This window comes from Shewanella sp. KJ2020 (assembly GCF_024197625.1).
Classification (GTDB): Bacteria; Pseudomonadota; Gammaproteobacteria; order Enterobacterales; family Shewanellaceae; genus Shewanella.
This window is the reverse complement of the sequence record NZ_JAKUKD010000024.1, coordinates 1-25,374: the sequence shown is the minus strand read 5'-3', so window position 1 is coordinate 25,374 and position 25,374 is coordinate 1. Positions and strand designations below refer to the sequence as shown.

General features: G+C 48.0%; 21 protein-coding genes. 5 read left to right on the top strand and 16 right to left on the bottom strand.

Annotation, left to right across the window (positions count from 1 at the left end):
- Positions 1-2 precede the first annotated feature (2 nt).
- The 8 genes from selA to hutC form a co-directional block, all read right to left on the bottom strand.
- Entirely contained in the window at positions 3-1,424 is a 1,422-nt protein-coding gene (selA, locus tag MJO46_RS13245; protein ID WP_253989697.1) for an L-seryl-tRNA(Sec) selenium transferase, read from the bottom strand.
- A gap of 57 nt (positions 1,425-1,481) precedes the next feature.
- Complete coding sequence (gene fdhE, locus MJO46_RS13240; RefSeq protein WP_253989696.1) at positions 1,482-2,390, bottom strand: formate dehydrogenase accessory protein FdhE; 909 nt, start codon at positions 2,388-2,390, stop codon at positions 1,482-1,484.
- Complete coding sequence (locus tag MJO46_RS13235) at positions 2,390-3,031, bottom strand: formate dehydrogenase subunit gamma (protein ID WP_172587841.1); 642 nt, start codon at positions 3,029-3,031, stop codon at positions 2,390-2,392. Before MJO46_RS13235 ends, fdhE begins: the two co-directional genes overlap by 1 nt.
- Complete coding sequence (gene fdxH, locus MJO46_RS13230) at positions 3,028-3,942, bottom strand: formate dehydrogenase subunit beta (RefSeq protein WP_037416276.1); 915 nt, start codon at positions 3,940-3,942, stop codon at positions 3,028-3,030. The genes MJO46_RS13235 and fdxH overlap by 4 nt, the downstream gene beginning before the upstream one ends.
- A gap of 2 nt (positions 3,943-3,944) precedes the next feature.
- Positions 3,945-6,959 carry a formate dehydrogenase-N subunit alpha gene (gene fdnG, locus MJO46_RS13225; protein WP_253989695.1) on the bottom strand — a complete coding sequence of 1,005 codons (3,015 nt, stop codon included), beginning with the start codon at positions 6,957-6,959 and terminating at the stop codon, positions 3,945-3,947.
- 645 nt (positions 6,960-7,604) lie between these two features.
- Complete coding sequence (gene hutH, locus MJO46_RS13220) at positions 7,605-9,146, bottom strand: histidine ammonia-lyase (protein ID WP_253989694.1); 1,542 nt, start codon at positions 9,144-9,146, stop codon at positions 7,605-7,607.
- A 49-nt stretch (positions 9,147-9,195) separates the two neighbouring features.
- The gene (gene hutU, locus MJO46_RS13215; RefSeq protein ID WP_253989693.1) at positions 9,196-10,866 is read right to left on the bottom strand and encodes a urocanate hydratase; all 1,671 of its coding nucleotides are present in this window, start codon (positions 10,864-10,866) and stop codon (positions 9,196-9,198) included.
- A gap of 110 nt (positions 10,867-10,976) precedes the next feature.
- Positions 10,977-11,684 (bottom strand): histidine utilization repressor, encoded by a 708-nt coding sequence (gene hutC, locus MJO46_RS13210; protein ID WP_253989692.1) that lies wholly within the window; start codon positions 11,682-11,684, stop codon positions 10,977-10,979.
- A gap of 165 nt (positions 11,685-11,849) precedes the next feature.
- Between hutC and hutI the strand changes: the two genes are divergently transcribed.
- Positions 11,850-13,076 carry an imidazolonepropionase gene (gene hutI / locus MJO46_RS13205; RefSeq protein ID WP_253989691.1) on the top strand — a complete coding sequence of 409 codons (1,227 nt, stop codon included), beginning with the start codon at positions 11,850-11,852 and terminating at the stop codon, positions 13,074-13,076.
- Between the two features lie 65 nt (positions 13,077-13,141).
- On the opposite strand, the gene MJO46_RS13200 is transcribed toward hutI, so the two are convergent.
- From MJO46_RS13200 to MJO46_RS13185, 4 genes are all read right to left on the bottom strand, one after another.
- Positions 13,142-13,879 (bottom strand): siderophore-interacting protein, encoded by a 738-nt coding sequence (locus tag MJO46_RS13200; RefSeq protein ID WP_253989690.1) that lies wholly within the window; start codon positions 13,877-13,879, stop codon positions 13,142-13,144.
- An 81-nt stretch (positions 13,880-13,960) separates the two neighbouring features.
- Positions 13,961-14,392 (bottom strand): MarR family winged helix-turn-helix transcriptional regulator, encoded by a 432-nt coding sequence (locus MJO46_RS13195; protein WP_253989689.1) that lies wholly within the window; start codon positions 14,390-14,392, stop codon positions 13,961-13,963.
- 166 nt (positions 14,393-14,558) lie between these two features.
- Positions 14,559-14,915: a hypothetical protein gene (locus MJO46_RS13190; protein ID WP_253989688.1), complete on the bottom strand. Its 357-nt coding sequence runs from the start codon at positions 14,913-14,915 to the stop codon at positions 14,559-14,561.
- Between the two features lie 114 nt (positions 14,916-15,029).
- Entirely contained in the window at positions 15,030-15,566 is a 537-nt protein-coding gene (locus tag MJO46_RS13185; protein ID WP_253989687.1) for a protein tyrosine phosphatase family protein, read from the bottom strand.
- A 1,224-nt stretch (positions 15,567-16,790) separates the two neighbouring features.
- Here MJO46_RS13185 and MJO46_RS13180 point away from each other — a divergent pair.
- Positions 16,791-18,674, top strand: coding sequence for a DUF885 family protein (locus MJO46_RS13180; protein WP_253989686.1), 1,884 nt, complete (start codon positions 16,791-16,793; stop codon positions 18,672-18,674).
- Between the two features lie 195 nt (positions 18,675-18,869).
- Here MJO46_RS13180 and MJO46_RS13175 read toward each other — a convergent pair whose 3' ends face one another.
- Positions 18,870-19,295, bottom strand: a complete 426-nt coding sequence (locus tag MJO46_RS13175) for a hypothetical protein (protein WP_253989685.1) — start codon at positions 19,293-19,295, stop codon at positions 18,870-18,872.
- A gap of 373 nt (positions 19,296-19,668) precedes the next feature.
- On the opposite strand from MJO46_RS13175, the gene mtnC reads away from it, so the two are divergent.
- Positions 19,669-20,349, top strand: coding sequence for an acireductone synthase (mtnC, locus tag MJO46_RS13170; protein WP_253989684.1), 681 nt, complete (start codon positions 19,669-19,671; stop codon positions 20,347-20,349).
- Positions 20,350-20,416: 67 nt separating this feature from the next.
- On the opposite strand, the gene MJO46_RS13165 is transcribed toward mtnC, so the two are convergent.
- Complete coding sequence (locus MJO46_RS13165; protein WP_253989683.1) at positions 20,417-21,505, bottom strand: hypothetical protein; 1,089 nt, start codon at positions 21,503-21,505, stop codon at positions 20,417-20,419.
- A gap of 226 nt (positions 21,506-21,731) precedes the next feature.
- Here MJO46_RS13165 and MJO46_RS13160 point away from each other — a divergent pair, with 226 nt between their 5' ends.
- Together MJO46_RS13160 and MJO46_RS13155 are read left to right on the top strand one after the other, a co-directional pair.
- Positions 21,732-22,160 (top strand): thioesterase family protein, encoded by a 429-nt coding sequence (locus tag MJO46_RS13160; RefSeq protein ID WP_253989682.1) that lies wholly within the window; start codon positions 21,732-21,734, stop codon positions 22,158-22,160.
- Between the two features lie 69 nt (positions 22,161-22,229).
- Positions 22,230-22,496, top strand: a complete 267-nt coding sequence (locus MJO46_RS13155; RefSeq protein WP_253989681.1) for a GNAT family N-acetyltransferase — start codon at positions 22,230-22,232, stop codon at positions 22,494-22,496.
- A gap of 344 nt (positions 22,497-22,840) precedes the next feature.
- On the opposite strand, the gene MJO46_RS13150 is transcribed toward MJO46_RS13155, so the two are convergent.
- Both MJO46_RS13150 and MJO46_RS13145 read right to left on the bottom strand, forming a co-directional pair.
- The gene (locus MJO46_RS13150) at positions 22,841-24,049 is read right to left on the bottom strand and encodes a hypothetical protein (RefSeq protein ID WP_253989680.1); all 1,209 of its coding nucleotides are present in this window, start codon (positions 24,047-24,049) and stop codon (positions 22,841-22,843) included.
- A partial coding sequence (locus MJO46_RS13145) for a hypothetical protein (protein WP_253989679.1) occupies positions 24,028-25,374 on the bottom strand: 1,347 nt, incomplete at its 5' end. The genes MJO46_RS13145 and MJO46_RS13150, both read right to left, overlap by 22 nt.

Sequence of the window (25,374 nt, the reverse complement as noted above, 5' to 3'; positions counted from 1 at the left end):
AATCATAGCTGCACACCTAAGGTGCTAAGTTCGGCCAATAATTCGGCCTCATCATCAATACCGCGCAGATCGAGGCGAAGTTGATCTTGAGCCATTCGGCCAATTACTGGCCGTTGCGCCTGCTTAAATTGCTGCTCGAGCAACGTTAAACTGCCGCCATCTTGCGCCTTAAAGCACAGTGCGATTGAGGGTAAAAAGGTATCGGGCTGCGAGCCACTACCTACTTGGGTTTGGCACGCCACTAACTCGATGCCATAGCTCGGGGCAAACAGCGGCGCTAAGGCGCGCTGTAAACGCCCACCGATTTGGCGTAACTCAGCTTGGCTGCGGGCAAATTTGGCCATAATCGGCAGTTCCCGATCCAAGGTTTCGGGGTTGAGATAGTGGATCAGCGTTGCCTCGAGCGCCGCGAGAATCAGCTTGTCGCAACGCAATGCACGCTTTAGCGGATGACTTTGAAGTTTGTTGATCAGCGCCTGCTTACCAACAATCAAACCCGATTGCGGGCCGCCGAGGAGTTTATCGCCAGAGAAGCTAACCAGATCGACCCCATCCGCCAACATGGCTTGGGGAGTCGGCTCTTGTTTTAAGCCAAAACGGCGTAAGTCGGTGAGTGAACCACTGCCAAGATCCGAAATGAGTGATATGCCACGCTCACGGCATAACTGACCCAGCCTTGCCTCCTCCACTGCGGCGGTAAAACCACTGATATGATAGTTGCTGGTGTGCACTTTCATGATGGCGGCGGTATTTTCGGTGATCGCCTGCTCATAGTCCTTAAGGTGAGTACGATTAGTGCTGCCGACTTCGACTAAGGTGCAGCCCGCTTGGCGCATAATGTCTGGAATGCGAAAGGCGCCGCCAATTTCCACCAGCTCACCGCGGGAGACGATCACTTCTTTGCCCGCCGCGACCGCCGACAACATCAGCAGCACAGCGGCAGCGTTGTTATTCACCACGCAGCAGGCTTCAGCCCCAGTTAGGCGCTGGATTAACCCACTAATGGCATTATCCCTATGACCGCGCTCACCGGCTGCTAACTCAAACTCCAGCGGCGTGGGATAACGCATCACAGAGCTCACTGCACGAATAGCCGCCTCAGACTGTTGGGCACGACCAAGATTGGTATGCAGAATGGTTCCCGTGAGGTTCCACACGGGCTTAAGACTATGGCTATAGTCCTTTGACAACTGATCAACCAAATATCCGTTTAGTAACGACGGGTTAGCACACCAAGCGGGTAAACGTCGCTCCTCGGCAATCAGCTCACGCGCCGTGCGTAACTGGCTATCCAGCGCCGCTTTTACCGCCGCTTTACCATAGCGTTGCAGCAGGGGCGCCAATATCGCATCGGCGAGCAAACTGTCCATCGACGGCAGCGCACGGTACAGGGCTTGGGGTGTATCGGGTACTTGGGTCATCATTTGTATCATCTTGATAAATATAAGGGGAAGGACTCGATGAGCCCTTCCCAACTTTGGTTATTGCTCAGTTTCGTGGGCCAGCAGCAATGGATTGACCGTGGTCGCTCCAAAGCCCTTGGCATTTAGCTCACTGTCGAGCATCAGGGTTGCTAAGTCGTCGGCCGCGACATCCATCAGCGGTGACTTTTCGACGAACAGCATCTTGGTATAACCATGGCATTCGTCGCAGCTCTCGATGCGCACCTGCGCCTTGGCATCATCGAATGACCAGAGAGTCGTCCCTTTATCCTGACCACAGCTAGTGCAATGGGCGCGAATGTAATGCCATTCGCTCTCACACAAACTGCAATGCAGATAACGCAGACCCGCTCTCGGCTGGTCGACGATCACGCTCGCCACGGGATGACACCCGCAAATCGGGCATAGGTTCTGCTGCACGACTTTGCGTTGATCAATCCGTTTAATCACCATAGGTGCCCAATGGGACCAGTAGACCCCCATCGCCGCCCAGATAAACAAACTAAAGCGCGCGGGTACTTCACTCATATGTCCCTGACGCAATGCACTGCCCCACGAGGTGAGTTGTTCTGGGGATTGCTGCATCAACAACCGCAGCACTCTCGCCATATCCTCATCCACCTGCGGCAGCAGATCGCTTAACAGTTGTTGTAGCAGTCCTTGCCAGTAGCTATCTGCCTCTAAGCCCAAGTGGGAAAGCGGAATCGCTTCATCTTTCCCCCAAGCGAGAAGCTGACCGAAGTCAGCCTCCGCCGCCAATCTGGCCTGAATCGCAACCACACGGCGGCATAGCTCAAAGTAGTCGGCCAGCGGCGAGTCCTTGGCCAACGACAACAAACGCTGCGCCCGTCTGTGATACACAGCTTTAGGGTCCACCGCCTTTAAGGTTTTTAGCTCCAGCGGCGATTCGCTGCCGGGGACCATAGGTATCTCGGCTGTATGACTCATTAATGTTTCTCCACGTCCGAATGTTCATCCAACATCAGCGGATGATGTTTACGGCACCACGCCTTAGAGACCTTGCCGTAAAGCATGCCTGTGATAGAACCTTCCACCCAGGTCGCCATCCAAAAGTGCACCATCACAAACATCAGCATGATCAGGGCACAAATGGCATGCAGCACGATCGCCCAGCCCACCACAGTGGCCGAGAAGTAAGGTGCAAAGTAGGGTTGCCACATGATGAATCCCGTCACGGTTAAGGTGATAGAAGTCAGCACAAAGGCACGGAACAACACTTTTTGACCAGGGTTGTAATGGCCGATAGGCGGGATTTTGTCCTCGTTCTCGAACATCACGTCCTTGATGGCGAGCATCCAAGCCAGATCGTGTTTTTCCCATTTGTTGTGGTGGTAATAACGCACCAACATCAACATCAGCGGTAAACACATCATCAGGCCGGCAATTGGGTGAATAAACTTCGCCAATTGCGGCGTGCCCGCTATCGCGCCCAACCATTGGAAGGAGGGATAGAAGAAGGAAAAGCCCGTCAGAAACGTGACTAGCCCCACGGCCACAATGAACCAATGACAGATGCGGTCGAACAGCTTGTGACGCACTATCATTTCTTGCTTATTATGCTTGCTCATTTCTTGGCCTCCTCTTCCTGCTTAACCTCTTCCTCTGGCGGTTGATAGCCGGGTTGGTCCTCTTCCACTATGTTGCGACCGACGGTGATCTTATGCAGGCAGGCCACAGCCGCCGTTGCAAGAAGTCCGACAGTACCTAGTGGTTTCACCCAGTCCTGCCACAGGGTGACAGACAATGGGATTTGCGGATCCTTTGGCATTTCGTAGGTTTCAGGCTGAGTGACATCGTGCAATATCATCAGCATGCCTGTGCCACCCACTCCCTCAGGGTTGTAGAGTCCCGCCTTGGCAAAACCACGTTCTTTCAGCTCGTTAACACGCTTTTCGGAGTAGAACAGCATGTCTTCGCGCGTGCCAAAACGTAGCGCACCCGTGGTACAGGACTTCACGCAGGAAGGTTCGAGTCCAACAGCCAAACGGTCAGAACACATAGTGCACTTGTAGGCTTTGTTGTCGACGGCGCTGATTTTCGGGATATCGAATGGACAGGCACTGGCACAATAACCACAGCCAATACATTTGTCCGAATCGAAATCCACAGTGCCATTGGCATGCTGAACAATCGCGCCAGAGGTAGAACAGGCCTTCAAGCAGGCGGGATCCGCACAGTGCATACAGGCACTGTGGGTAAACTGCCAACGTAATTTGCCTTGGTCTTCGATCTCGTTGAACTTCATCAAGGTCCAGCACTCTGGCGACAGAGATGCTGGGTTTTGATAAGTCCCTTGGAACGATCCCACTTCTTCACGCAGGTCATTCCATTCAGAACAAGCAACCTGACAGGCTTTACAGCCATTACACTTAGTCGCGTCAAACAGCTTCGCAATTTGCTTTACGCCACCGACTCTCGCCTGTGCAGGCGGAGTGGCTTGCGAAGTGCCGGAACGTTGAATGATATCTTGAGTCGCCATTATCAGACCTCCGTCTTTTCAACATTCACGAGGAACGCTTTGTACTCAGGCACACCCGTGTTGGCATCACCCATCTCAGTGGTAAGGACGTTACAGCTATAGGCCTTACGTGTAAGCGCGTTATGGCTACCGTGACGTGGAATACCTAGCGTGTGTACCGTTTGACCATTGACCAGCAATGGACGCAAACGCTTAGTCACTAAGGCTTTTGTGAGAATGTGGCCACGTTTCGAGCTCACTTTCACCCAATCGCCATTCTTAATGCCTTTTTCTGCCGCCAATTGCTCATTCATTTCGACAAAGGTCTCTGGCATGGCAATCGCCGCTAAACGGCAGTGTGTCGTCCAGAAGTTAAAGTGTTCTGTGAGTGAGTAAGTGGTACAGGCGTAGGGATATTCCTCTTTAGTACCAATAGTGTCTTTCACCCCTTCGAACCAACGCAGCACAGGGCTGTGCACCACATTGGGATGCAGTGGGTTGGTGCCGATGGGCGATTCGACCGGCTCGTAATGCTCTGGGAACGGTCCTTCCTTAAGCAGTTTGAGCGCGAAGAAACGACCCACGCCGTCAGCCTGCATAATGAAAGGATGCGCACTTTCCTGTGGAGTCAACTTGGCATTGAAGTCGGGCACGTCTATCCCTTCCCACTTGCCGTCTTTCCACTCGACAATCTTACGGTGCTCATCCCAAGGTTTACCGTTCACATCACAGGAGGCACGGTTGTAGAGGACGCGGCGGTTAAGCGGCCATGCGAAGGCCCAGCCCGGCGTAATACCTTTACCCGATGGGTCATGGTTATCGCGGCGAGCCATTTGGTTACCGGCTTCAGTCCAAGAACCCGCATAAACCCAACAGGCGCTCGCGGTACTACCATCGGCCTTCAGTTCAGCAAAGCTGCTAATCTGACGCTTGGTAGCGATATCGTAACCATTCAACTCTTTCGTTAGCTCGATAGCGCTTGGATTGTGCGGGTCGGTATAGTTCCAGTTAATCGCTTGAATCGGCTCAGGCAGTTTGCCGCCCTCTTCGCGATATAACTTTCTCAACTCCAGCAGCAGACCAGACACAATCTCTGAGTCCGACATCGCTTCGCCTGGAGGGTTAGCGCCTTTATAGTGCCATTGCATCCAACGACCAGAGTTAACGATTGAACCTTCTTCCTCCGCAAACACTGTCGCAGGTAGGCGGAATACCTCGGTTTGAATACTGGCGGTATCGACCTCGTTATAACCTGGCTCGTTTTGCCAGAAGGTGGCGGTTTCCGATGACAAGTTATCAAGCACGACTAGGAACTTAAGGTTACTCAGTGCCTTGATGTTCTTATTACGGTTAGGCATTGAGTTAATCGCATTAACCCCTTGCACAATACAACCGTTCACTTTGCCACGGTACATCATGTCCAGATGCTTACCGAAGTCATACATTTGGTCCCACTTCGGCAACCACTGATAACCGAACTCGTTTTCAGGCGTCGCGTTCTCACCCCAGAAGGCTTTGAGCAAGGACACATAAAACTTCGGATAGTTTTGCCAGTAGTTGGTTTGACCTGGGCGCAATGGCTTAGGTGTGTTCGCCGCCAAGTGAGCAGCTAAGGTAGGTTCTTTATCGTTTGGCAGTTTAAGGTAACCGGGTAAACTTTGAGCCAGTAGACCCATATCGGTTGAACCTTGAACGTTGGCGTGACCGCGCAATGCGTTAACACCACCGCCTAACTGACCTATGTTGCCCAGTAATAACTGGATCATCGCCATAGAACGGATGTTCTGCGCACCTTTACTATGGTGGGTCCAGCCCAGCGCATACATAAATGTCGCCACACGATCTTTAGTATGAGTGCTCGCAATGGCGTCACATACCACTTGGTAATCTTCGGTTGGTGTACCAGTGATATTACTTACCGTTGCAAAATCATAACGTTCTACGTGTTGTTTGAGTAAGTTCCACACACAACGCGGGTGCTCAAGTGTTTCATCCACTATGGCATAGCCGTCTTCGTCGAGTTGATAGAACCAGGATTCTTTGTTGTACTCGCCTTTTGCTTCATCAAAGCCTGAGAATAGGCCGTCATGGAAGTCAAAATCATCCCGCACCAGATAACTGGCGTTGGTATAGGCTTTCACATAATCGAAGTTAACTTGATTGGTCGAAATCAAATAACGGATCACACCCAGAAGGAATGCAATGTCAGTTCCTGAGCGGATTGGGGCATAGTGATCTGCCAATGACGCACTGCGGTTGAAACGTGGGTCAACCACAATCAACTTAGCATTATTATGCTGCATAGCTTCAGTAACCCAGCCGAATCCGACAGGGTGAGCTTCTGCGGCATTACCGCCCATAATAATCACTACGTTAGAATTTTTAATATCGATCCAGTGGTTGGTCATGGCACCACGTCCAAATGTCGGAGCAAGACTTGCTACCGTTGGAGAGTGTCAGTTACGTGCAATAGTATCGATAGCTACAAGGCCTAAAGCGCGAGCAAATTTTTGTGTCGCTAAGCCACTTTCATTGGCCATGCCGGATGAGGTCATCATCCCTGTGGTTAACCAACGGTTAACCGTTACGCCATCGGCGTTTTTCTCAATCAGGTTCGCATCACGGTCATCTTTCATTAAACGAGCAATACGTTTAAAGGCATCATGCCAGCTGATCCGTCCCCATTTGTTGCTGCCGGGGGCGCGATATTCTGGATACTGTAAACGGTGTGGACTGTTAACATAATCCACAAGGCCAGCACCCTTAGAGCACAATGCACCTCGGTTTACTGGATGATCCGCATCACCCTCGATATGGAAAATAGCATGTTCAGAGTTTTTACCCCCGCTGCCTTGGCTGTACATCAGCAGGCCACAACCGACCGAGCAATACGGACAGTTGTTACGGGTTTCTTTGGCTCCGATCAGCTTAAACTCTCGCACTGCTGCATAGGCCTTTTCGGACATCAATCCCAGCGCTGAAATCGCTGAGGTTGCCGCTCCGGCCGCACACAGTTTAAAAAACTGGCGTCTGTTCATAGCGTTATCTCACACTTTTGTCGTTATGAGTTTGGTAATTGCAGTGGTAACGCTGCAATCGTTTGAGCGGGTCAAATCAAAGACCACACTTAAGCTAGGATTATCCTCAAAGGGCAAATAGATAACAAATAATGACACGAGATCCAGATCTCAAATAGGCAATCAAAAAATTAAATAACTAAAAAATCACAATTTACAGAATTTAAAACCATTAAAACTATAATAGATGCCAAAAAAAGCATTAAACACCAAAACAGCCGCAAAGACATTTTGTCTAGTCGCAATGACGCATTTTGTCTCACAAAATAGAATTGTGGTTATAAAAAAGACAAAATTAACGACAAAGGTTATAAAAGATTCACCTAAAGCGTTAAAAATAGCAGGTTATAGATGGATAGACGTCCATGAAAACTGACATTGTAAAGGAATAAGGAAAATGTCTTAATTTGAAGGTGTAAAACGCACCTAAAGTACAAAGCTAAAAACCACAGCGCCGTGGAAAACCCATAAAAAAAGGCACAGATAATAGATCTGTGCCTAATTCTTTACCCTAAACACTCCAATTAGGAGCGACTTTTGGGGCTCATATCCAAACCTATGGCCAAAATGTACCTTATCACTTAGACAAAGCTTAGCGCCCTGCCCTTAAAAACTCGGCAGAGTGCCCTTTGGCAGGTAAGTATTAAAGCTGGCGGTGTAAAGTAGATCCGTGGCAGCTTCGATATCCGGCGCAAAGTATCTGTCCTTATCATAGTAGGCAACGACTTCACGCAATTCAGCTTTGGCCTTAGCCACCGCCTTACTTGGCGTTAATGGTGCGCGAAAATCTAAACCCTGCGCCGCCGCTAACAATTCAATCGCTAATACGCCGCGGGTGTTTTCACTCATATCCCGCAAACGGCGCGCCGCAAAGGTGGCCATAGACACATGGTCTTCTTGATTGGCCGAAGTGGGTAAACTATCGACAGATGCAGGATGGGCGTAAGTTTTGTTTTCAGAAGCCAATGCCGCCGCCGTTACTTGGGCGATCATAAAACCCGAGTTCACCCCGCCGTTTTTCACTAGGAAAGGTGGCAGTTTAGACAGGCTAGAGTCGATGAGCAGCGCGATTCGGCGCTCAGCAATGGCGCCTAATTCGGCAATCGCAATCGCCAAATTATCCGCAGCCATAGCGACTGGTTCGGCGTGGAAGTTACCGCCAGAGATAATATCGCCAGTATCTTGGAATACCAGCGGGTTATCGGTCACGCCATTGGCCTCAGTGCCTAACACTTCCGCCGCTTGACGGATTTGCGTTAAGCAAGCACCTAACACCTGTGGTTGACAGCGCAGCGAATAAGGATCTTGCACCTTCTCGCAGTTCACATGGCTTAGGCTGATTTCAGACTCTTCACCCAACAGATGACGGAACACCATGGCTGAATCGATTTGACCTTTTTGACCACGGGCCGCATGGATGCGTGGAGCAAACGGACTACGGCTACCCATGGCCGCCTCGACGCTCATAGCGCCAATCACTGAGCTGGCAGCAAACAAGTCTTCAGCGTGGAACAAGCCTTCCAGCGCCAGCGCGGTAGAAGCCTGAGTACCGTTAAGTAGCGCTAAACCTTCCTTCGCGGCTAAATCGAGTGGCTTGAGGCCAGCGATTTCTAAGCCTTCGGCGGCCGAAATAATCTGCCCTTGGTAGCTCATCTCGCCTTCACCCAAGAGCGGTAAACACATATGGGCTAATGGCGCTAGGTCACCGGAGGCACCCACTGAGCCTTTTTCAGGCACGCAAGGATAAACCTCGGCATTCACTAGGCTGATAAGGAAGTTAATCACTTCTAAACGGATACCCGAGAAGCCACGGCTTAACGAGTTGATCTTTAACACCATCATCAGGCGCACAGTGGCGTCCTGCATGTATTGGCCCGTGCCCGCCGCGTGGGATAACACGATAGAGCGTTGCAGTAATTGCAGATCTTCTGGGGCAATCTTAGTGTTGGCCAGCAGACCAAAACCTGTGTTGATGCCGTAAACGGTACGACCTTCATCCAGCACCTTTTGCACGATTTGCGCGCTGGTGTTGATGTCGTTTATCGCCTCTGGTGCCAATTCGAGTGTCAGTTTATGGCGACTGATTTCACGCAGTTGCGCCAGACTTAAGCTGCCGGGCGTTAATACTAAATGATTGACTGATTTCATTTTTATATCCGTATTCTTGTCGTTGTTTTTCACGGTTTGTGTTGAGTTGTTAGTCTTTAAGCATGGGCAGATCTAAGCCCTGCTCTTTTGCACAGTTTTTGGCAATCTCATAACCCGCATCCGCATGACGCATCACGCCTGTCGCTGGGTCGTTCCACAGCACGCGGCCAACACGTTTAGCGGCGGCCTCAGTACCGTCACAGACGATCACCACACCCGAGTGTTGGCTAAAGCCCATGCCGACACCACCGCCGTGGTGCAAGGACACCCAAGTCGCACCGCTGGCGGTGTTTAGCAGTGCGTTTAGCAATGGCCAATCGGATACCGCATCTGAACCGTCCAGCATAGATTCGGTTTCACGGTTAGGACTGGCGACTGAGCCTGAGTCTAAGTGGTCGCGACCAATCACTATGGGCGCCGACAGTTCGCCATTTTTCACCATTTCGTTAAAGGCTAACGCTAAACGGGCACGGTCCTTTAAACCCACCCAGCAGATACGCGCTGGCAGACCTTGGAAGGCGATACGCTCGCGCGCCATATCTAACCAGTTGTGCAGGTGTGGGTTATCGGGGATCAGTTCCTTCACTTTGGCGTCGGTCTTGTAGATATCCTCAGGATCGCCAGACAGGGCCACCCAACGGAATGGGCCGATGCCTTCACAGAAAAGAGGACGAATATAAGCAGGCACAAAACCTGGGAAATCGAAGGCGTTTTTAACGCCGGTTTCGAAGGCCATTTGGCGAATGTTGTTACCATAGTCTAAGGTCGCCGCGCCTGCCGCTTGCAGATCCAGCATGGCTTGTACCTGCACCGCCATCGAGGCTTTAGCCGCTTTAACAACGGCAGCCTCATCGGTTTTACGCATATCAGCCGCTTGCGCCATAGTCCAGCCCTGTGGCAAATAGCCATTCAGCGGATCGTGGGCAGAGGTTTGGTCGGTAACAACATCAGGGGTAATGCCACGTTTAACCAGTTCGGCAAACACATCGGCAGCGTTAGCCAGCAGGCCGACTGAAACGGGTTTACCTGAAGCATTGGCATCGTTGATCATAGCCAGCGCTTCGTCTAATGAAGTCGCCTTTTTATCCACATAACGGGTACGCAGACGAAAATCGATACGAGTTTCATCCACTTCACAGGCGAGTACAGAGAAGCCAGCCATAGTACCGGCCAGCGTTTGCGCACCGCCCATCCCCCCTAAACCACCGGTGAGGATCCACTTACCGGCAGCAACGCCGCCAAAGTGTTGTTTTGCGACCGACACAAAAGTTTCGTAGGTACCTTGGACAATGCCTTGGGTACCAATATAGATCCACGAACCTGCGGTCATCTGGCCATACATTGCCAAACCTTGTTTATCTAGCTCGTTGAAGTGTTCCCAGTTTGCCCAATGTGGCACTAGGTTAGAGTTAGCAATCAGCACGCGCGGAGCATCTGCATGGGTGCGGAATACGCCCACAGGTTTGCCCGATTGCACTAATAGGGTTTCATCGTCTTCGAGGCGTTTAAGCACTTCGATGATCTTGTCGTAGCAGTCCCAGTCACGGGCCGCGCGGCCGATACCGCCGTAAACCACTAAATCCTCTGGGCGCTCGGCCACATCGGGATGTAAGTTGTTCATTAACATGCGCATTGGCGCTTCGGTTAACCAGCTTTTACAGCTTAATTGGCTACCATGGGGCGCAATAATACGGCGGCTTGGGTCGTGTCGCTTGTCCATTGAGATGTCCTCTTTCAACCTGTTGAACTCACTCGCCTTACGGCTAAGTGCTATTGTTTTTATTGTGTTTTTCGCTAAACCTAAGGTTAATAACGGGTTTTCGCGAGTTGTTATTTATTAAAGGTAAGGTGTCCGCCGAGTTTAAAGCGGCTACCTGGGTGTACTAATTTGGCAAAACTCACTACCCCTTGGCGTGACCAAGTGCGGCGTAAAATCTGTAAACAGGGCTCGGTCGCGGGGATCGCTAACCTCTGTTGCAACTCACTACTGGCAATAATGGCTTCGATGGTGTGGTGCGCCTCGGTCAGTGGCGCCACCTGCGACAGGTATTCGTGGGGTGTTTGCTCGCTAAAATCCTGCACTAGGTAATCGGGGGCAAAGGCGGGATTCACATAACGTTCCTCGACTTGCAGCGGCACGCCCTGCTCGCAATGCACTAACACCGAATGAAACACCGGACTCCCGAGCTCCAGCGCCAGTGCGATGGCAATCGGCGCGGTAGCGTTCACTTGCTCAAGTGCTAATTGCTGCACACTATAACCATGACCACGGTCTTTAATTTCGTCGGCGATATTGCGAATGGCGAGCATGGAAGATTGCGACTTACGCCCCGCCACAAAGGTGCCCAGTCCCTGTGAACGCTCAAGCACCCCATTGTCTGTCAGTTCCGTTAAGGCGCGCCGCGCCGTCATCCTGCTGCAGGTAAATAGCTCGGCGAGCTGGTTCTCCGAGGGCACTCGGGCATTTTCTTCCCACTCACCGGACTCGATACAGGTGATAATGTATTGCTTAATTTCTGCAAACTTAGGAATAGCCAAAACATTTCCTCGGTATAAAAATCTAGAATCTAGCGGCTCTTTCAAACGTTCAAAATTGCGGCTACAATCCTAGCTTGTATATACAAGTAAATACAAGCTAGCTCACATAACTTTCGATAATAAAGAGTTTGCGGGGCAAAAATGCCAACGCAGCGAGGGATAACAATGTCTTGGGATCAGGTTTGGATAGATGTTAATTTAGCAACAATGGACCCTTCCATATCAGCACCTTACGGCGCAATTACCGATGCGGCAATCGCAGTAAAAGACGGTAAAATTGCCTGGTTAGGCCCGCGCAGTGAACTGCCCACCTTCGATGTGTTGTCCATTCCTGTTTACAGGGGTAAAGGCGGCTGGATCACTCCAGGATTGATCGACGCCCATACTCACTTGGTTTTTGCGGGCAATCGCGCCAATGAATTTGAGCTACGCCTAAAGGGCGCCACCTATGAGGAAATCGCCCGCGCCGGCGGCGGAATTATTTCAACCGTTAACGCCTGCCGCGAGGCGGATGAAGCAGAATTATTTGACCTCGGTCGCCAGCGCTTAAATGCCTTGGCGAAGGAAGGGGTCACCACAGTTGAAATTAAATCTGGCTATGGTTTAGATACTGAAACTGAATTAAAAATTCTGCGTGTCGCCCGCGAACTCGGTAAACATCACCATGTGGATGTGAAGACCACCTTCCTCGGTGCACATGCCATTCCGCCGGAATATAAAGACAATAGTGACGGCTATGTCGACTTAATTATCAATAAGATGCTGCCCGCGGTGATTGCTGAGAATCTGGCCGATGCGGTGGATGTGTTCTGTGAGAATATCGCCTTTAACTTAGAGCAAACCGAGCGCGTACTGAGCGCCGCCAAGGCTGCGGGTTTACAAGTCAAACTGCATGCCGAGCAATTATCCAATATGGGTGGCTCAGCACTGGCCGCACGCTTAGGCGCTAAGTCGGTTGATCATATTGAATACTTAGATGAAGCGGGCGTAAAAGCCTTAAGCGAAAGCGGCACCTGCGCCGTACTGTTACCGGGTGCGTTTTACTTTTTGCGGGAAACCCAAAAACCGCCCATCGACTTACTGCGCCAATATGGCGTACCTATGGTGCTGGCGAGCGACTTTAACCCAGGTTCATCGCCCATTTGCTCGACCCTATTGATGCTAAATATGGGTTGCACCCTATTCCGCTTAACCCCAGAGGAAGCCCTAACCGGACTCACTTTCAATGCCGCCAAAGCACTAGGGATTGAAGATACCGTCGGCAGTTTAGTCGTTGGCAAACAAGCGGATTTCTGCCTATGGGATATCGCCACACCTGCGCAGTTGGCCTACAGCTACGGCGTCAATCCCTGCAAGGATGTAGTGAAAAACGGTAAGTTAATTCATCAATAAACAGCGATTCAGCTAAACAAGGTTGCCATGGATGCTGGCGGCCTTTTTGGCAATCGTATCAGCAATTATTGAGTACCATTTTCTAACTGCTCATCTTCTTGTTTTACCAGCTTATGCTCGCCTTCATTACAGCCGATTTTCCAATAACTTGATGTATAAAAATGGCTTTTCGGTAAGTCATATGTCTGCTTAAGCAGCTTTCTTAGGGCGCGCATACTGCTAAATTCGCAGGCGAGCCATACGGCGCCTTGCCCCTCAAGTTTTGGCAATTGGGCAATGCGTTCGGCCAAAGGCTTACCTTCTGGATTAATCACCCAATGCAATTGAACATTGCTAGGATGCGCTAAGGGTTGAATATCGGCTTCGCTTAGCACTTCAATCACAGCGTAACCCACGGCATTGTTTGGTAATTTTGCTAAATTCACGCTAATCGCGGGTAAGGCTGTCATATCTCCTGCAAGTAAAAACCAATCCGCCTCAAAGTTGATCAGTTTTTTAAGTCCGGGTCCGCCAATTTGAATGAGTTCGCCCACCTGCGCCGTTTTCGCCCAACTGGATGCGGGGCCGTCGGTATCGTGCAGCACAAAATCCACATCGATTTCATCATCGCGTTGCTGACGGATAGTATAAGTTCGCATTAATGGGCGTTCACCCGCTTGCGGGAATAACAACTTGATATAAGCACTCTCTTGATCGACAGGAAATCCTGCCAATCCCGCACCGCCTAAGGTGATGCGTAACATATGCGGGGTGATATAAGTCGAGCGGATCACTTCTAGCTCACGTGGTGCAGGTTTATTCATCATTTTATCCCATTGGGTTTCCCGTTCTGTGCATTTTATTCAGCCCTGTAGCTCTGGCTTTGTGTACTACCATGGGCACGATCAACACTCGGGGTTATCGACACTATCGCTAATGATGTTGGCAAGCCGAATAAATGTGTTGATGTCATCGGGACTGAGTGCTTGAGTGATGTGTGTGACAGTTTGCCGTTCTGCAGCATTTATTTGAGTCATCAGCTTTTCCCCTTCTGTCGTTGGCCTAAGTAATTGGCTACGACCATCCTTGGGATTATCGATTTTAGTGATCAAACCACTCTGTTGTAGCTCATTAAGAACACGGGTAATTTGTGCTTTATCCCGCTGCATACGTAGGGCAATAGATTGAGCCGTAGATTCAGGATTACGGCAAATGCCCTTTAAGGCCCGGATATGGGTGACAGGCAGATTAATCTCTTGTGCATCAATATCTGCCCGTAATTGCTTTTTGTAGGCATGCACCAATCTGTGCAAAGTTTCACCGAGTGATAAGGACATATTGAATTCTCGACATAGTTGACAGTGTCAACCATATCGAGATTGATTGACACTGTCAACTATATTAACTAGCGTAAAACGATTATGACGATGCAATATTATAAATCTGAGCTTTATTCCGTTCCGTAATGCTCATGCGTCATCTTACCTATCACTCATTAACGCTTTAGAGGCAAATAAACGCGTCTCGCTCAAAATAAAAAAGAATGGCTTCAAGTAATTCACTATCCGTCCATTGCGCTTTCTGCATTGTGTAGTTGTCAATGACATCTTCGATTTGATCCATATTCAAGAAGTAACAATAGCCACTTTTAAACAGGCTATTTTCAAACTCATCAAATTCTTGATCCGAAAAGTTATTGGTATTACCCACTATCGGTAACAAAGTTGTCGTGAGTTGAATATCATCATTCTGTGGAGTGTCCTCATAAACAAGCCAAAATCCGAGACCGCGATTAGAAATACATTTATCTATCCAGCCCTTTACTGATTCAGGCTTACCAAGAAATGGTGTTATATCCACTGATATTTTTCCTTTAAATGTCAATGCTTATTAAATGACAAAAAATGATGTTTCGGCGCTATTCCATTCTTCCTCGAATTAGCGCCATCACATTATAGGGCGTGTCGCCAAGGATCAATGCCCGTATTTAGCACTCACTTCGGTCAGTAACGCTTGCCATTTAGGGTAAATCGCTAATTCATCATTCCATGGCGCCATGGTCTGTGCCATGTTGGGATTTTGGCCTTGTTTTAACTGATATAAATAGGCAAACGCTGAGGCTCGATAATTAGCAAGGCAATGCACTAACACATCTTTCCCCTTATGCTGATCCATAGCCGCAAAGAAGGCTTCCACATCTTCGACCTTTGGATTTTGCCAATCCACGGGAATATACACATAGTCCATTCCGGCCTGAGTCACGAGTTTACCTTCATCAGGATGGGCATCTTTACTGCTGTCCGGCATAAAATTGATCACCACATCCACACCCGCTTGTTTAAGCAGTGAAAATTGCTGCTCATTTGGTAAACCTGAACTTAATAACTGCGGCGCTTGCTGTTGTAATGCACGAATAGCCGGAAGATTTTCGATCGATTCTATATTGGCATTCGCCAGGGGAGCCCCCAAAAACAGGGCAAGAACAAGGCTTGAAAGTACGGCGTTTCTCATCAATAACTCCTTGGCTAACATAAAAATCAGAGGCTTGTTAAACCCTCTGATAATCCTGTGTCACCAAAGTTCAGCAAACACCACTACGGAGGTTAATACCTTTGAGCAAGCACTCATATTTGGTGTCTGGTCAACGGTAATCCCCACTCCGTCATTCCCGCGATGCTTCTAAGCGGGAATCCAGCATTTAAGCAATGGAAGTTTACCTATTAGGAAATATTTGGTTAACCCTATCACAGACGTGGCGGTGTAATAACCCTAGCCCAGATAGTGCTTGTTAGCTCTCTTGCAGAATCCCTAGCTCGTGGCTGCTTGGGAATAAGAAGCCACATGCGTTTAGCTCCAGATCCGTATGAGCGATGCTGCCTTTACTTATTAAATGCTTACTCACGGGCACCAGTTGAATACAGATGATTAACACAGTAAGCACTCCCTTTTACTTGTTTGAGACTACAGCCTGACCAAATACATAAATCATGGGTATAGCCACCCCGATTCTCTACCATTTGATTTTTAATCAGTAGCTTGCTATCACATGATTCCCAGTTATCTCGCGACGGAACTTTTACCGCATAGCAAGTCTGATATTTATCCCATTCGTCTACTTTATAATGCTGGCCACAATCAAGGCACTGCATTAGCAAAACCCAATTTCCGACATCTAGCTGGTGCAGCCTTGATTTGAAATCAGAGTGGCTGTTGCTGATGTCAATTAATGTTGGTTGTTCAATACAGGTGCACATATTCCCCTTAGACATTGAGTTTTATCCGAACCTCTTATTAAACCCCGCTTATAAAAGAAAATCATTCTGATTGTCTAGATAAAATTATTTAATAACCATAGAAACTTACCACTCATCATAATGAATGTTCAACGATTTCCCCCTAATCAGTGCCCGAGGCTATATGTGAAAATGGATCGCCGTAGGGACCAGTACCTAAGTATTGAATGCTTCCATCAACTTTGAGTCTTGCCAATAAGATGGCTTAGGTTAAATCCCTTGGAACTTTAATTAACCTCTTAGAATCTTTGCACTTATCGCAACTCATACTCGTCCTTATCCGGATCTCAAAATTAGCTACAAAATTCTTGCGGTTTGGGTGCAATAAACTGCTAGGATAACCGATCAACTTTGAGGTTGATCACATTTATGCATGGTTTAACACTTTAGGTTTCCCTGCCAAACCACGGCTTAACCTGATACCCACCTTATGAGTAATTCGATGAAAAGAATAATAAATAGCTTAATAATAGGTCTGTTAGTCACAGGTTGTAGCGATCCAAACGATACGCCAGCGACTCAAACAACAGCGCAAACTTCGGCGCAAAATGCCACTCAAGCCGTGAGCCTCAAGCAGCAATTATCGGCCATTACCCAGCGTTATTTCGCCCTAAGACCCGAGATTGCCACCTATTATGGCGTGCCCGATACCGAAGCGGGTAAAGGGGTGATGTCGAAACTCACCGACTACAGTCCATCCGCTGAACATCATCGCCGTGAAGCCCTTAAAACCATACTGAGTGAGCTGAATGCTATCGATAGCAGCACCCTTAGCGCCTCCGAGCGAGTTAGCCTTAACTCGATAACATCCGAGGTGAAAGGTGCACTACTTCCCGCCGAAACCGTAGCCTATGGCACTATGCTCGGTGAGTACGGCGTATGGTTTTTACCCTATTCTGTCAACCATTTATCTGGGTTACATGTTGAATTCCCTGGTTATATGGAAGACAAATTTGCCGTCACCAATACCGCCGAAGCTCAGGCCTACCTTAGCCGCTTAAGCCTGTATCCCGCGGAGATGGGCACCTTAATCGACAAACTCGCCCAAGATGTGCAGATGGGGGTGATCCCACCGGATTTTATTATCGATAAGACCATAGCCAATTTGCAGCAACAGTTAGTGCACCATGCCAATGAGCATCCCTTAGTCAGCAGTTTTAACGCTAAGTTAGCCGCCGCCAAAGTGCCTGAAAGTGAGGTTTTAGCCAATTCGGCCGCCGAACTGGTTGAAACTAAGTATTACCCCGCGACTCGCCAGCTGATCTCTGCACTGCAAAGCGTGCGGTTAAAGGCGTCCCATATTGCTGGCATAGGACATTTGCCCCAAGGGGCTAAGTTGTATCAGGCGATGATTAAGCATCTTGCCAACTCGGATAAAACCGCCGAGGAAATTCATCAACTCGGCCTAGCGGAAGTCGCCCGTATCACAGCTGAAATGGACGCTTTATTAAAACAAGTCGGCTATCGCGAAGGGACTGTGGGCGAACGCATGCAAACACTGCTGCGAGATCCTAAATATCTCTACCCAGACACCGCCGCAGGTAAACAGCAGTTAATGGCGGATATTCAAGCCAATCTTGCGCTAGTCAATGCCAAATTACCCCTATGGTTTGGCCGCTTACCCGATCAACAAGTTGCAGTTGAAGCCGTGCCCGACAGCCGCGCGGCGGCCACCAGTGGCGCATTTTACGATGCACCGTCACAGGATGGCACGCGTAAGGGGACATTTTGGATAAGCCTGTACGATATGGCGGCGCTGCCATCTTACTCGCTGCAAACCTTAACCTATCACGAGACCAATCCTGGCCATCATCTGCAAACTATTATCGGCCTATCGGATAGCTTACCGCTGCTGAGCACCATTTTTTACTCTAATGCCGCCGGTGAAGGCTGGGCCCTGTATGCCGAGCGTCTTGCCGCGGAAATGGGGATCTACCAGGATAACCCCATCAACAACATTGGCCGTTTACAGTCAGAACTACACCGCGCCGTGCGTCTAGTGGTCGATACTGGCATGCATGCCAAAGGCTGGAGCCGCGAACAAGCGATTGATTATGCGGTAAAAACAGAAGGTATCCACCGCTCCGAGGCAACGGGTGAAATCGAGCGCTATGTGGTTTGGCCGGGGCAAGCCTTAGGCTATAAATTAGGCGAGCTTAAAATTATCGAACTGCGTGAAAAAGCCAAGCAAGCCTTGGGCGATAAGTTTGATATCAAAGTATTCCATGACAGGCTGCTTGAAAACGGCGCCCTGCCCTTGGATCTATTAGAGCAAAAGATTGATCAGTGGCTCGAAGCCGCAACCACTCCGGCAACACCGGCTTAAGGCGATGTAAAATCAGTAAGATAAAATCAGGGGCCGTCAAATACTACCCCTGAATATTCATAGACTTAAAAGTTTCATTCGCCAGTCGACCTAGGTACACCCAAATACCAAGCCCAGTGCTAATCGGTGCCGAACCCAACCCCAACAAATGCCGCGATGTTTATACCACGGCCAATTCAACAGCTTCTAAACGGCTCACACTGTTTGTGAAAACCGACGACTACGGCGCTGTAATAGCCAAAAAATCATTAAAACACCAAAGGTTGCGGCAAAAAGAGTTAATGCTCTGGCCACACCATAAAAATCCGTCAGATTAAAGGACACCCCATCGGACCAAAGTACCAGTAAACCCAGTGGCATTTGCATTGCTACTGCAGCAAACCAATCAAATGGCAATCGAGGAAAAAGCCGTTGATACGCAAAAAGCATTAACCCCGAGAGCAAAATTAACAGCCCGGCGTCATGGACACCTAACCCCAGATAAACCGGGCTAGTGTGGCTAAGGTTATCGACACTCCCCAGCAAGGCGTACATATAGCCCGCCGTTGCAACCAGCGCAAAACTCACAAAACTCAATACCGCCAAGAGAATACCTAAACCGAATGCGGGTAAATATTTCATAAACTGCCTCATCATTACTGGGCGCTCGACTTCATCTATAAAACCATAAAGTTGAATAAATTAAGTCGAAAGAGAGTAAAGCTACAATAACAGCCCTAATTTCCCTTAGCTATTAAGACCATAGTCTTATGCCGATAACAAACTGTGGGATCATAAACAGCATAATTCTCCCCACTAAATCCAGTATTTCATCCATATCCACTAGATAAGCCTCTAAAATTCCTCATTTAATTAAGTTTAAGTCGAATAGCTGAGTGATATGGCGCACAATCTCCCACGGTCTAAGGGCGAAATCCACTAGCCAATTGTGCCAATAACGCTTAGGATCGGGGTTGCATTTTTTAGCCAACATATTGTGGAGTATCAAAACATTATGGGTATCAGAGCCATAGTCGTAGACACAGCGGGCACCACGACAGACCTAAACTTTATCCAAGATGTACTATTCCCCTATTCTGTCAAAGCCTTGCCAGACTTTTTAGAACAGAACCAACACAATGTATTGGTTGAAAACTGTATCTGTGACACTAAAGATATCGCCCTAGAACCCGATGCGGACCTAGCGCGCGTAACTGAAATTTTGCAGCAGTGGGTTAGCGAAGATCGTAAAGCAACCCCACTCAAAACCCTGCAAGGCTTAATTTGGAAGCAAGGTTACGCCCATGGCGAATTTACAGGCCATATCTTCCCCGACTTTATCGAAGCGGTGAAACGCTTTAGTGCCCAAAAACTGCGTATTTATAGCTTTTCATCGGGGTCTGTCGATGCGCAAAAATTGTTATTTAGCCACAGCGATGGCGGTGATTTAACCGAAATGTTTAGCGGCCATTTTGATACCCGAACGGGCAATAAACTGGATAAACAGGCCTATGCGAATATCCTCAACACAATCAGCCTAAGCCCTAAGCAAGTACTGTTTGTGTCTGATGTAGTTGAAGAATTAAAAGCCGCCGAAGCCGCAGGCATGATGACTTGCCAAATGGTACGCGACAGCAAACAGCGCACCGGTGAGTTTCGCAAAATCAGCAGCTTCGATGAGCTAGTGATCGAATAACGCCTTCGCTAGCTGACTTAGCCGATAAAACGAAAGCGACCAGAAGGTCGCTTTTTTATTCCGCGGTTTAACTACTCTTCACCGCCAATGGAAACGCCACCGAAATACACTTTTTCACTTCGAAGCGATAACCATAATGCGCTTTTTTATCCGGCGTAATCTGTAAGATCTCGTAATCATTCAATTCAATCACATTAGACTCGGCGGGTTTCTCACACCGTGAACGACTATCTGCCTCGAATGTAAAGGCAAAACTCGCTAGCAACTGTCGCACTAAGTGCTGATATTGAGCCCGCACCGATGCATAGGTTTGCTTGCGTTCTTCCTCCTCGCGTTCTTCGCCGCTTGGCTCCCGTGCATTAGCACCTTGGTCATTTTCAAGGGTTGGCTTAATCAGAACCAAATCAAGGGCTGGAGCCTTAGTCTCCCCTATTGTATCCGGTGTCAGCCCCAATGCTGGTTCAATGGCACGCTGTTCAGAGGTTTGTTGGCTTGCCGTGATTAAGTTGGTATATGACGTTTCAATACTGCCCTCTAAATCGATCAGCAGGCTCAAGTGGTACAGCACCACAGACGCTAGCACGATACGGATCACAAAGGTCGTTTTACGGAATGAGGTATGCGAGGTGAGCCGTAACGATTTGACACCTAAAGGTTTAAGTAAAAAAATCAACACTAAATAAATGGGAATAATCAGCTGCAAGGCCAGCAGTACAATGGCGCTGACCATCACAAACCAAGCGGGCATATAGAGTAAAATCGCCAAGTTATGGGTGTAGCTCAGATGACTCGCCGAAACGCCAACCACTTCGTTCACTATGGCACCGGACCATCCTAAGGCAAAGTTGGCAATAATGGCATAAAACAGCAGTAACACAGCTTTGCCCGCGAGGCTGTGCCAGACCCGCTCGAACACAGGCCAGAACTCGATGGCCATAGCGATCACGGCAACCGAGGCAACTATGCCCATTCCAGTGGAGCTAAAGGCGAGTATCAAGGCGATAAGATACAACTTTTGCGCAAAGGATAACTTAACGAGCCCTTGGCTAAAACGGCGCCATAACTCACTCGTTCCTGAATTAATATGCCCCACAGAAGGCAGGGAAAGGTGTCGCAGATGCTGGCGAGCAGACTCAATGTAACCATCTAAATTCATTATTATTTTATAATCCCTTAATAAACGCTAAGACTAAGTTAGCCGTTCATTGATAAAAAAGACAAGCAATTTAATCAATGAAATAAGTTTGGCGATAAAAGCGCTACTGACAAGCATCCTAGACTTGTCGCTCATTCTTTATGCTGCTAGTCTGGCCATCTTAAACGAGCGTTTCAACTCGGATTTTTATATGGGTAATTCAATGCAAAATACATCGGAAAGTACAATGGAAAAATTTCTCGCACAGCATCCCATAGTCACAGAAATCCCCGTTGCATGGGGTGAAATGGATGCCCTACAACACGTAAATAATGTGGTGTATTTCCGCTATTTTGAAACGGCACGTATCGACTTCTTTAACCGCCTCTTCCCGCTAGATACCCTGTATAAATCCGGCATTGGCCCCGTAATCAGCGAAAATCAAGCCCGCTATAAACGCCCAGTGACTTTCCCCGATACTTTATTGGTCAGTGTCAGTATTAGTGATATTCACAGCGATAGATTTACCATGCATTATCAGGCTTTTAGTAAACAGCAGCAGGCCGTAACCACCTTAGGCACTTCGGTCGCGGTAATGTTTAATTTTAAAACGGGTAAGAAAGCCGAACTGCCAGAAGAGCTACTAGCGATTCTCAAACAGCACGAAGTCGCTTAAGCTTTTAACTATCCGCGCCAATAGCTAGATAGCCAGCACACTTTAGGCCATACCTTGAGGGAAGCATATATGTCAGATAACGAAAATAGTGAGATAGCCATTGAACATCAACAGGATAAGCAACGCTTTATTATCCCTATCGATGGCTATGAAGCTGTGCTTGAATATCGACTCGATGGCCAGCAGATCGATTTTAACCGCACCTTTGTCCCCGACGAACTGCGCGGCAAAGGCCTTGCCGAACGCTTAGTTCGCCATGGCCTAAAGTGGGCCAAAGCCCAAGATTTTGAGATAGCAGCCAGCTGTTGGTATGTGCAGAAGTTTTTGAAAAACTAGGCTTACAACATCAGCGATGAAATTATCAACGGTACAGAACATTATTCCACCTTTCCTGTTGGACTAGCGAAAGGCCTGAGGTGGATTTATCAAAATTTCTAGTTACCAACTAACCTAGGACAAAACTGGATTTTGTTACTTGAACTAGCAGTAGCTTTCGTTCGGTACAGGCATAAGCACTCCTTTGGCACGCTGTGAATATATCCCTATACGCTCTACGAAAACATCCATGTTTTCGAAGGCCAAATCGTGCTTATACCTGAACTCAAGTGACGGTAACACTCTGTGATAATTAAAATTTTACAACAACTGCAAAGATCTACTGTCAACATCAATATAACCAGTTAAGTGGTTGACCGCTCTGCTCTCAAAGTTAAATCAATCACAATAATTTCAATTGAGGATACATTTGGGAATTGGTCCGATATCCTAAGCCAGTATTCTTCCAAAGCCTTTTTTAGCTCAGAAACATTAGTTCTTTTACCTTCAATTTCCCAACACTTACCGGGCTCTTTACCTTGCCAAACTAGTAAAAAAATCCCACAACCAGCAGTTTCCTCACGCAGGTAATCTCCTGCAAGCTGATTTCTCAAATGTTCACATAAATCAGGTCCAGACCAACCTTTATCTAATAACTTGAGTTCTATCGGCACAGGGGATTTTATGTTCGGATGCTGAAACCAAATATCTGGCCGTTGATTATTAGCCAAGTGAGCCTCTTCAGCACATGTATAGCGACTATGCGCTTTTTCATTCAACCAATGCGCGATAATTTTACGTATCTCTGTTTCATCAACTGCCCTTTGATATGTCTCCGCTAGGCTATCATTGCCACGTTCAACCCAGTTTTTGAAATCATTTAAACGCAATACGCCAAGATCAAATAGCTGTCGATGAGTGGCGGGAGTCATTTCAAGTACAGTCCCAAAATCTCGAACTTGTTGAGCTAACCAAAGTTCGAGATCTGCATCTTCCTCTGCCCGTTTGTAAGCGCGTTTTTTCATCCATTGTCGATAACTATCATCAGGATGGACTCGAGCTAACTCAATTAAAGCTAGATAAGTATCCTTACCAGGAATTTCAACGAGATAATTAAACAATTGATTTCGCGCATCTTGTGCATCATCACGCAACTCAGGAGAGTAGAAATCCTCACCTGAATGGTCTGTATCATCACTCGTACGAATAAAGCGGTGCATCATTAGATATAATGATTTGAGATTAGAGGCTGTACGAAATTTCCCAGCAGCCGTACCATTCCCTAAATCATTACGCCGCCCGCCTGTTAACGCAGTTATAAAGAGTTGCGCAGCCAACGTTGCCGTATCTGTATCTTTTTCTTCCAACCAAGACTCGACAGCTTGAATACCCGTTTCAGGCTCCATATCCACCCAGAGTGCATACCAGTTGGGTAATAAATCCTCTGAGTCACAGTGTTCCACTTTAGACTTCGCCAAATCAGCAAGAAACTCGGTAGCAGCGCCACCATTAGTCAGAATTTGAAGGCAATACCGTAAATTTTGCTGATGACTTACTGATTGATAGAGACCCATTGGCTAATGGGCTCAACTAACTCGAAGTGCAACCAAGGTGCGTAATAAGCTAGATCGTGCAGTATGTAATGCAAAGGTTTATCGACTTTGCTATTTTCCAGCTCCCAATAAAGCTCTTTAATTACGGCAGCTTTGACTTGCTGCGGGTACGCCTTATACATACTCTCCAACCAACTTGGAAAGCCATTAAGTTCATATGTGGCATAACGTAAAGCATGCTCAACTTCAGCATAGGTAAGGTTTAGTGGAAAGCCATCGACTTCTTGAGCTTCGAACTCCAATCCGACCATAGCAAAAATAAGCGAATAGCTTACGGAACTTGTGTCTGCTCCGTCAGAACGCAGCGCCGGTTGATAAGCTCGCCAATGAGCAATTGCTGCGTCACGAAATGCATAGGCAACGTCCTCACCAAACTCATTGATGAGTGAATGCCAGTCGACTTTTCTTCCACGGTTCATTCTCATTCCGTGGCCATCTTCTATTTCATTTAGCAACCAACCTTGGTCATCACTTAATTCCCCAGGACTAAGGTTTTGCGGATTTCTAATAGAATCCGGCTTAGCACGCAATCTCTTTATCCATAGAGCCCGATTACGTTCCTCTTTTTTGCGTCTGGCTTGATATTGGCGCTCATAAGGGCTCTCTTCTCGATTGATTTTCCGCTGTTTTAAGGAGGCTAAGCGCTCCTCAAGCGACGACTCGAGTATTGGATTATCTAAAATGGTTTGTCGTATGCGTTCTAACCATTCTTCAGGCTCATTTTCTTGCTCATAAAGGCGAAACGCTAATGAAAGAGCGACCAGTTTGTCATCCTCAAACTGCTGGGATGTTATAAACGCTAGCACTCGCTCAAAGGCCTCAGAATTAAACTGCCAATAATGTTCAGGCCAATCCACTTGCCATATATTCGTCAATCTATCATTACTGCGTTTATTAGTTTCACGTGACTCGGTTACATTTTTCCAAAATAAAGCATCGTTTAACTCTGGCCATCTTGGAACCAGATCATGAAGTTTGTTCTTATGTTCACTGAAATTCTCTCCACGCCAGTTACGAATAGCTGGCGCTTTAAGCAAAATAGAGAGTATTGCATCACTCAAGCTTTCAACTGCATGAGCAAACATCAGTCGTTCTGCGGCATGACAAGCAGGACCTATCAACCAAGTGAACTCTTTAGACACTTTACATTCGCTATGTTTGTAGTGGCATAGTGAATTTGGCCACCTAATAAGAAATGTTATGATCTCACTCATAACCCATTTAGGTGACAATATGAATAAAAGTAAACGTGCACGATATAGCGCTGCCATTAAGCTCGAAACCGC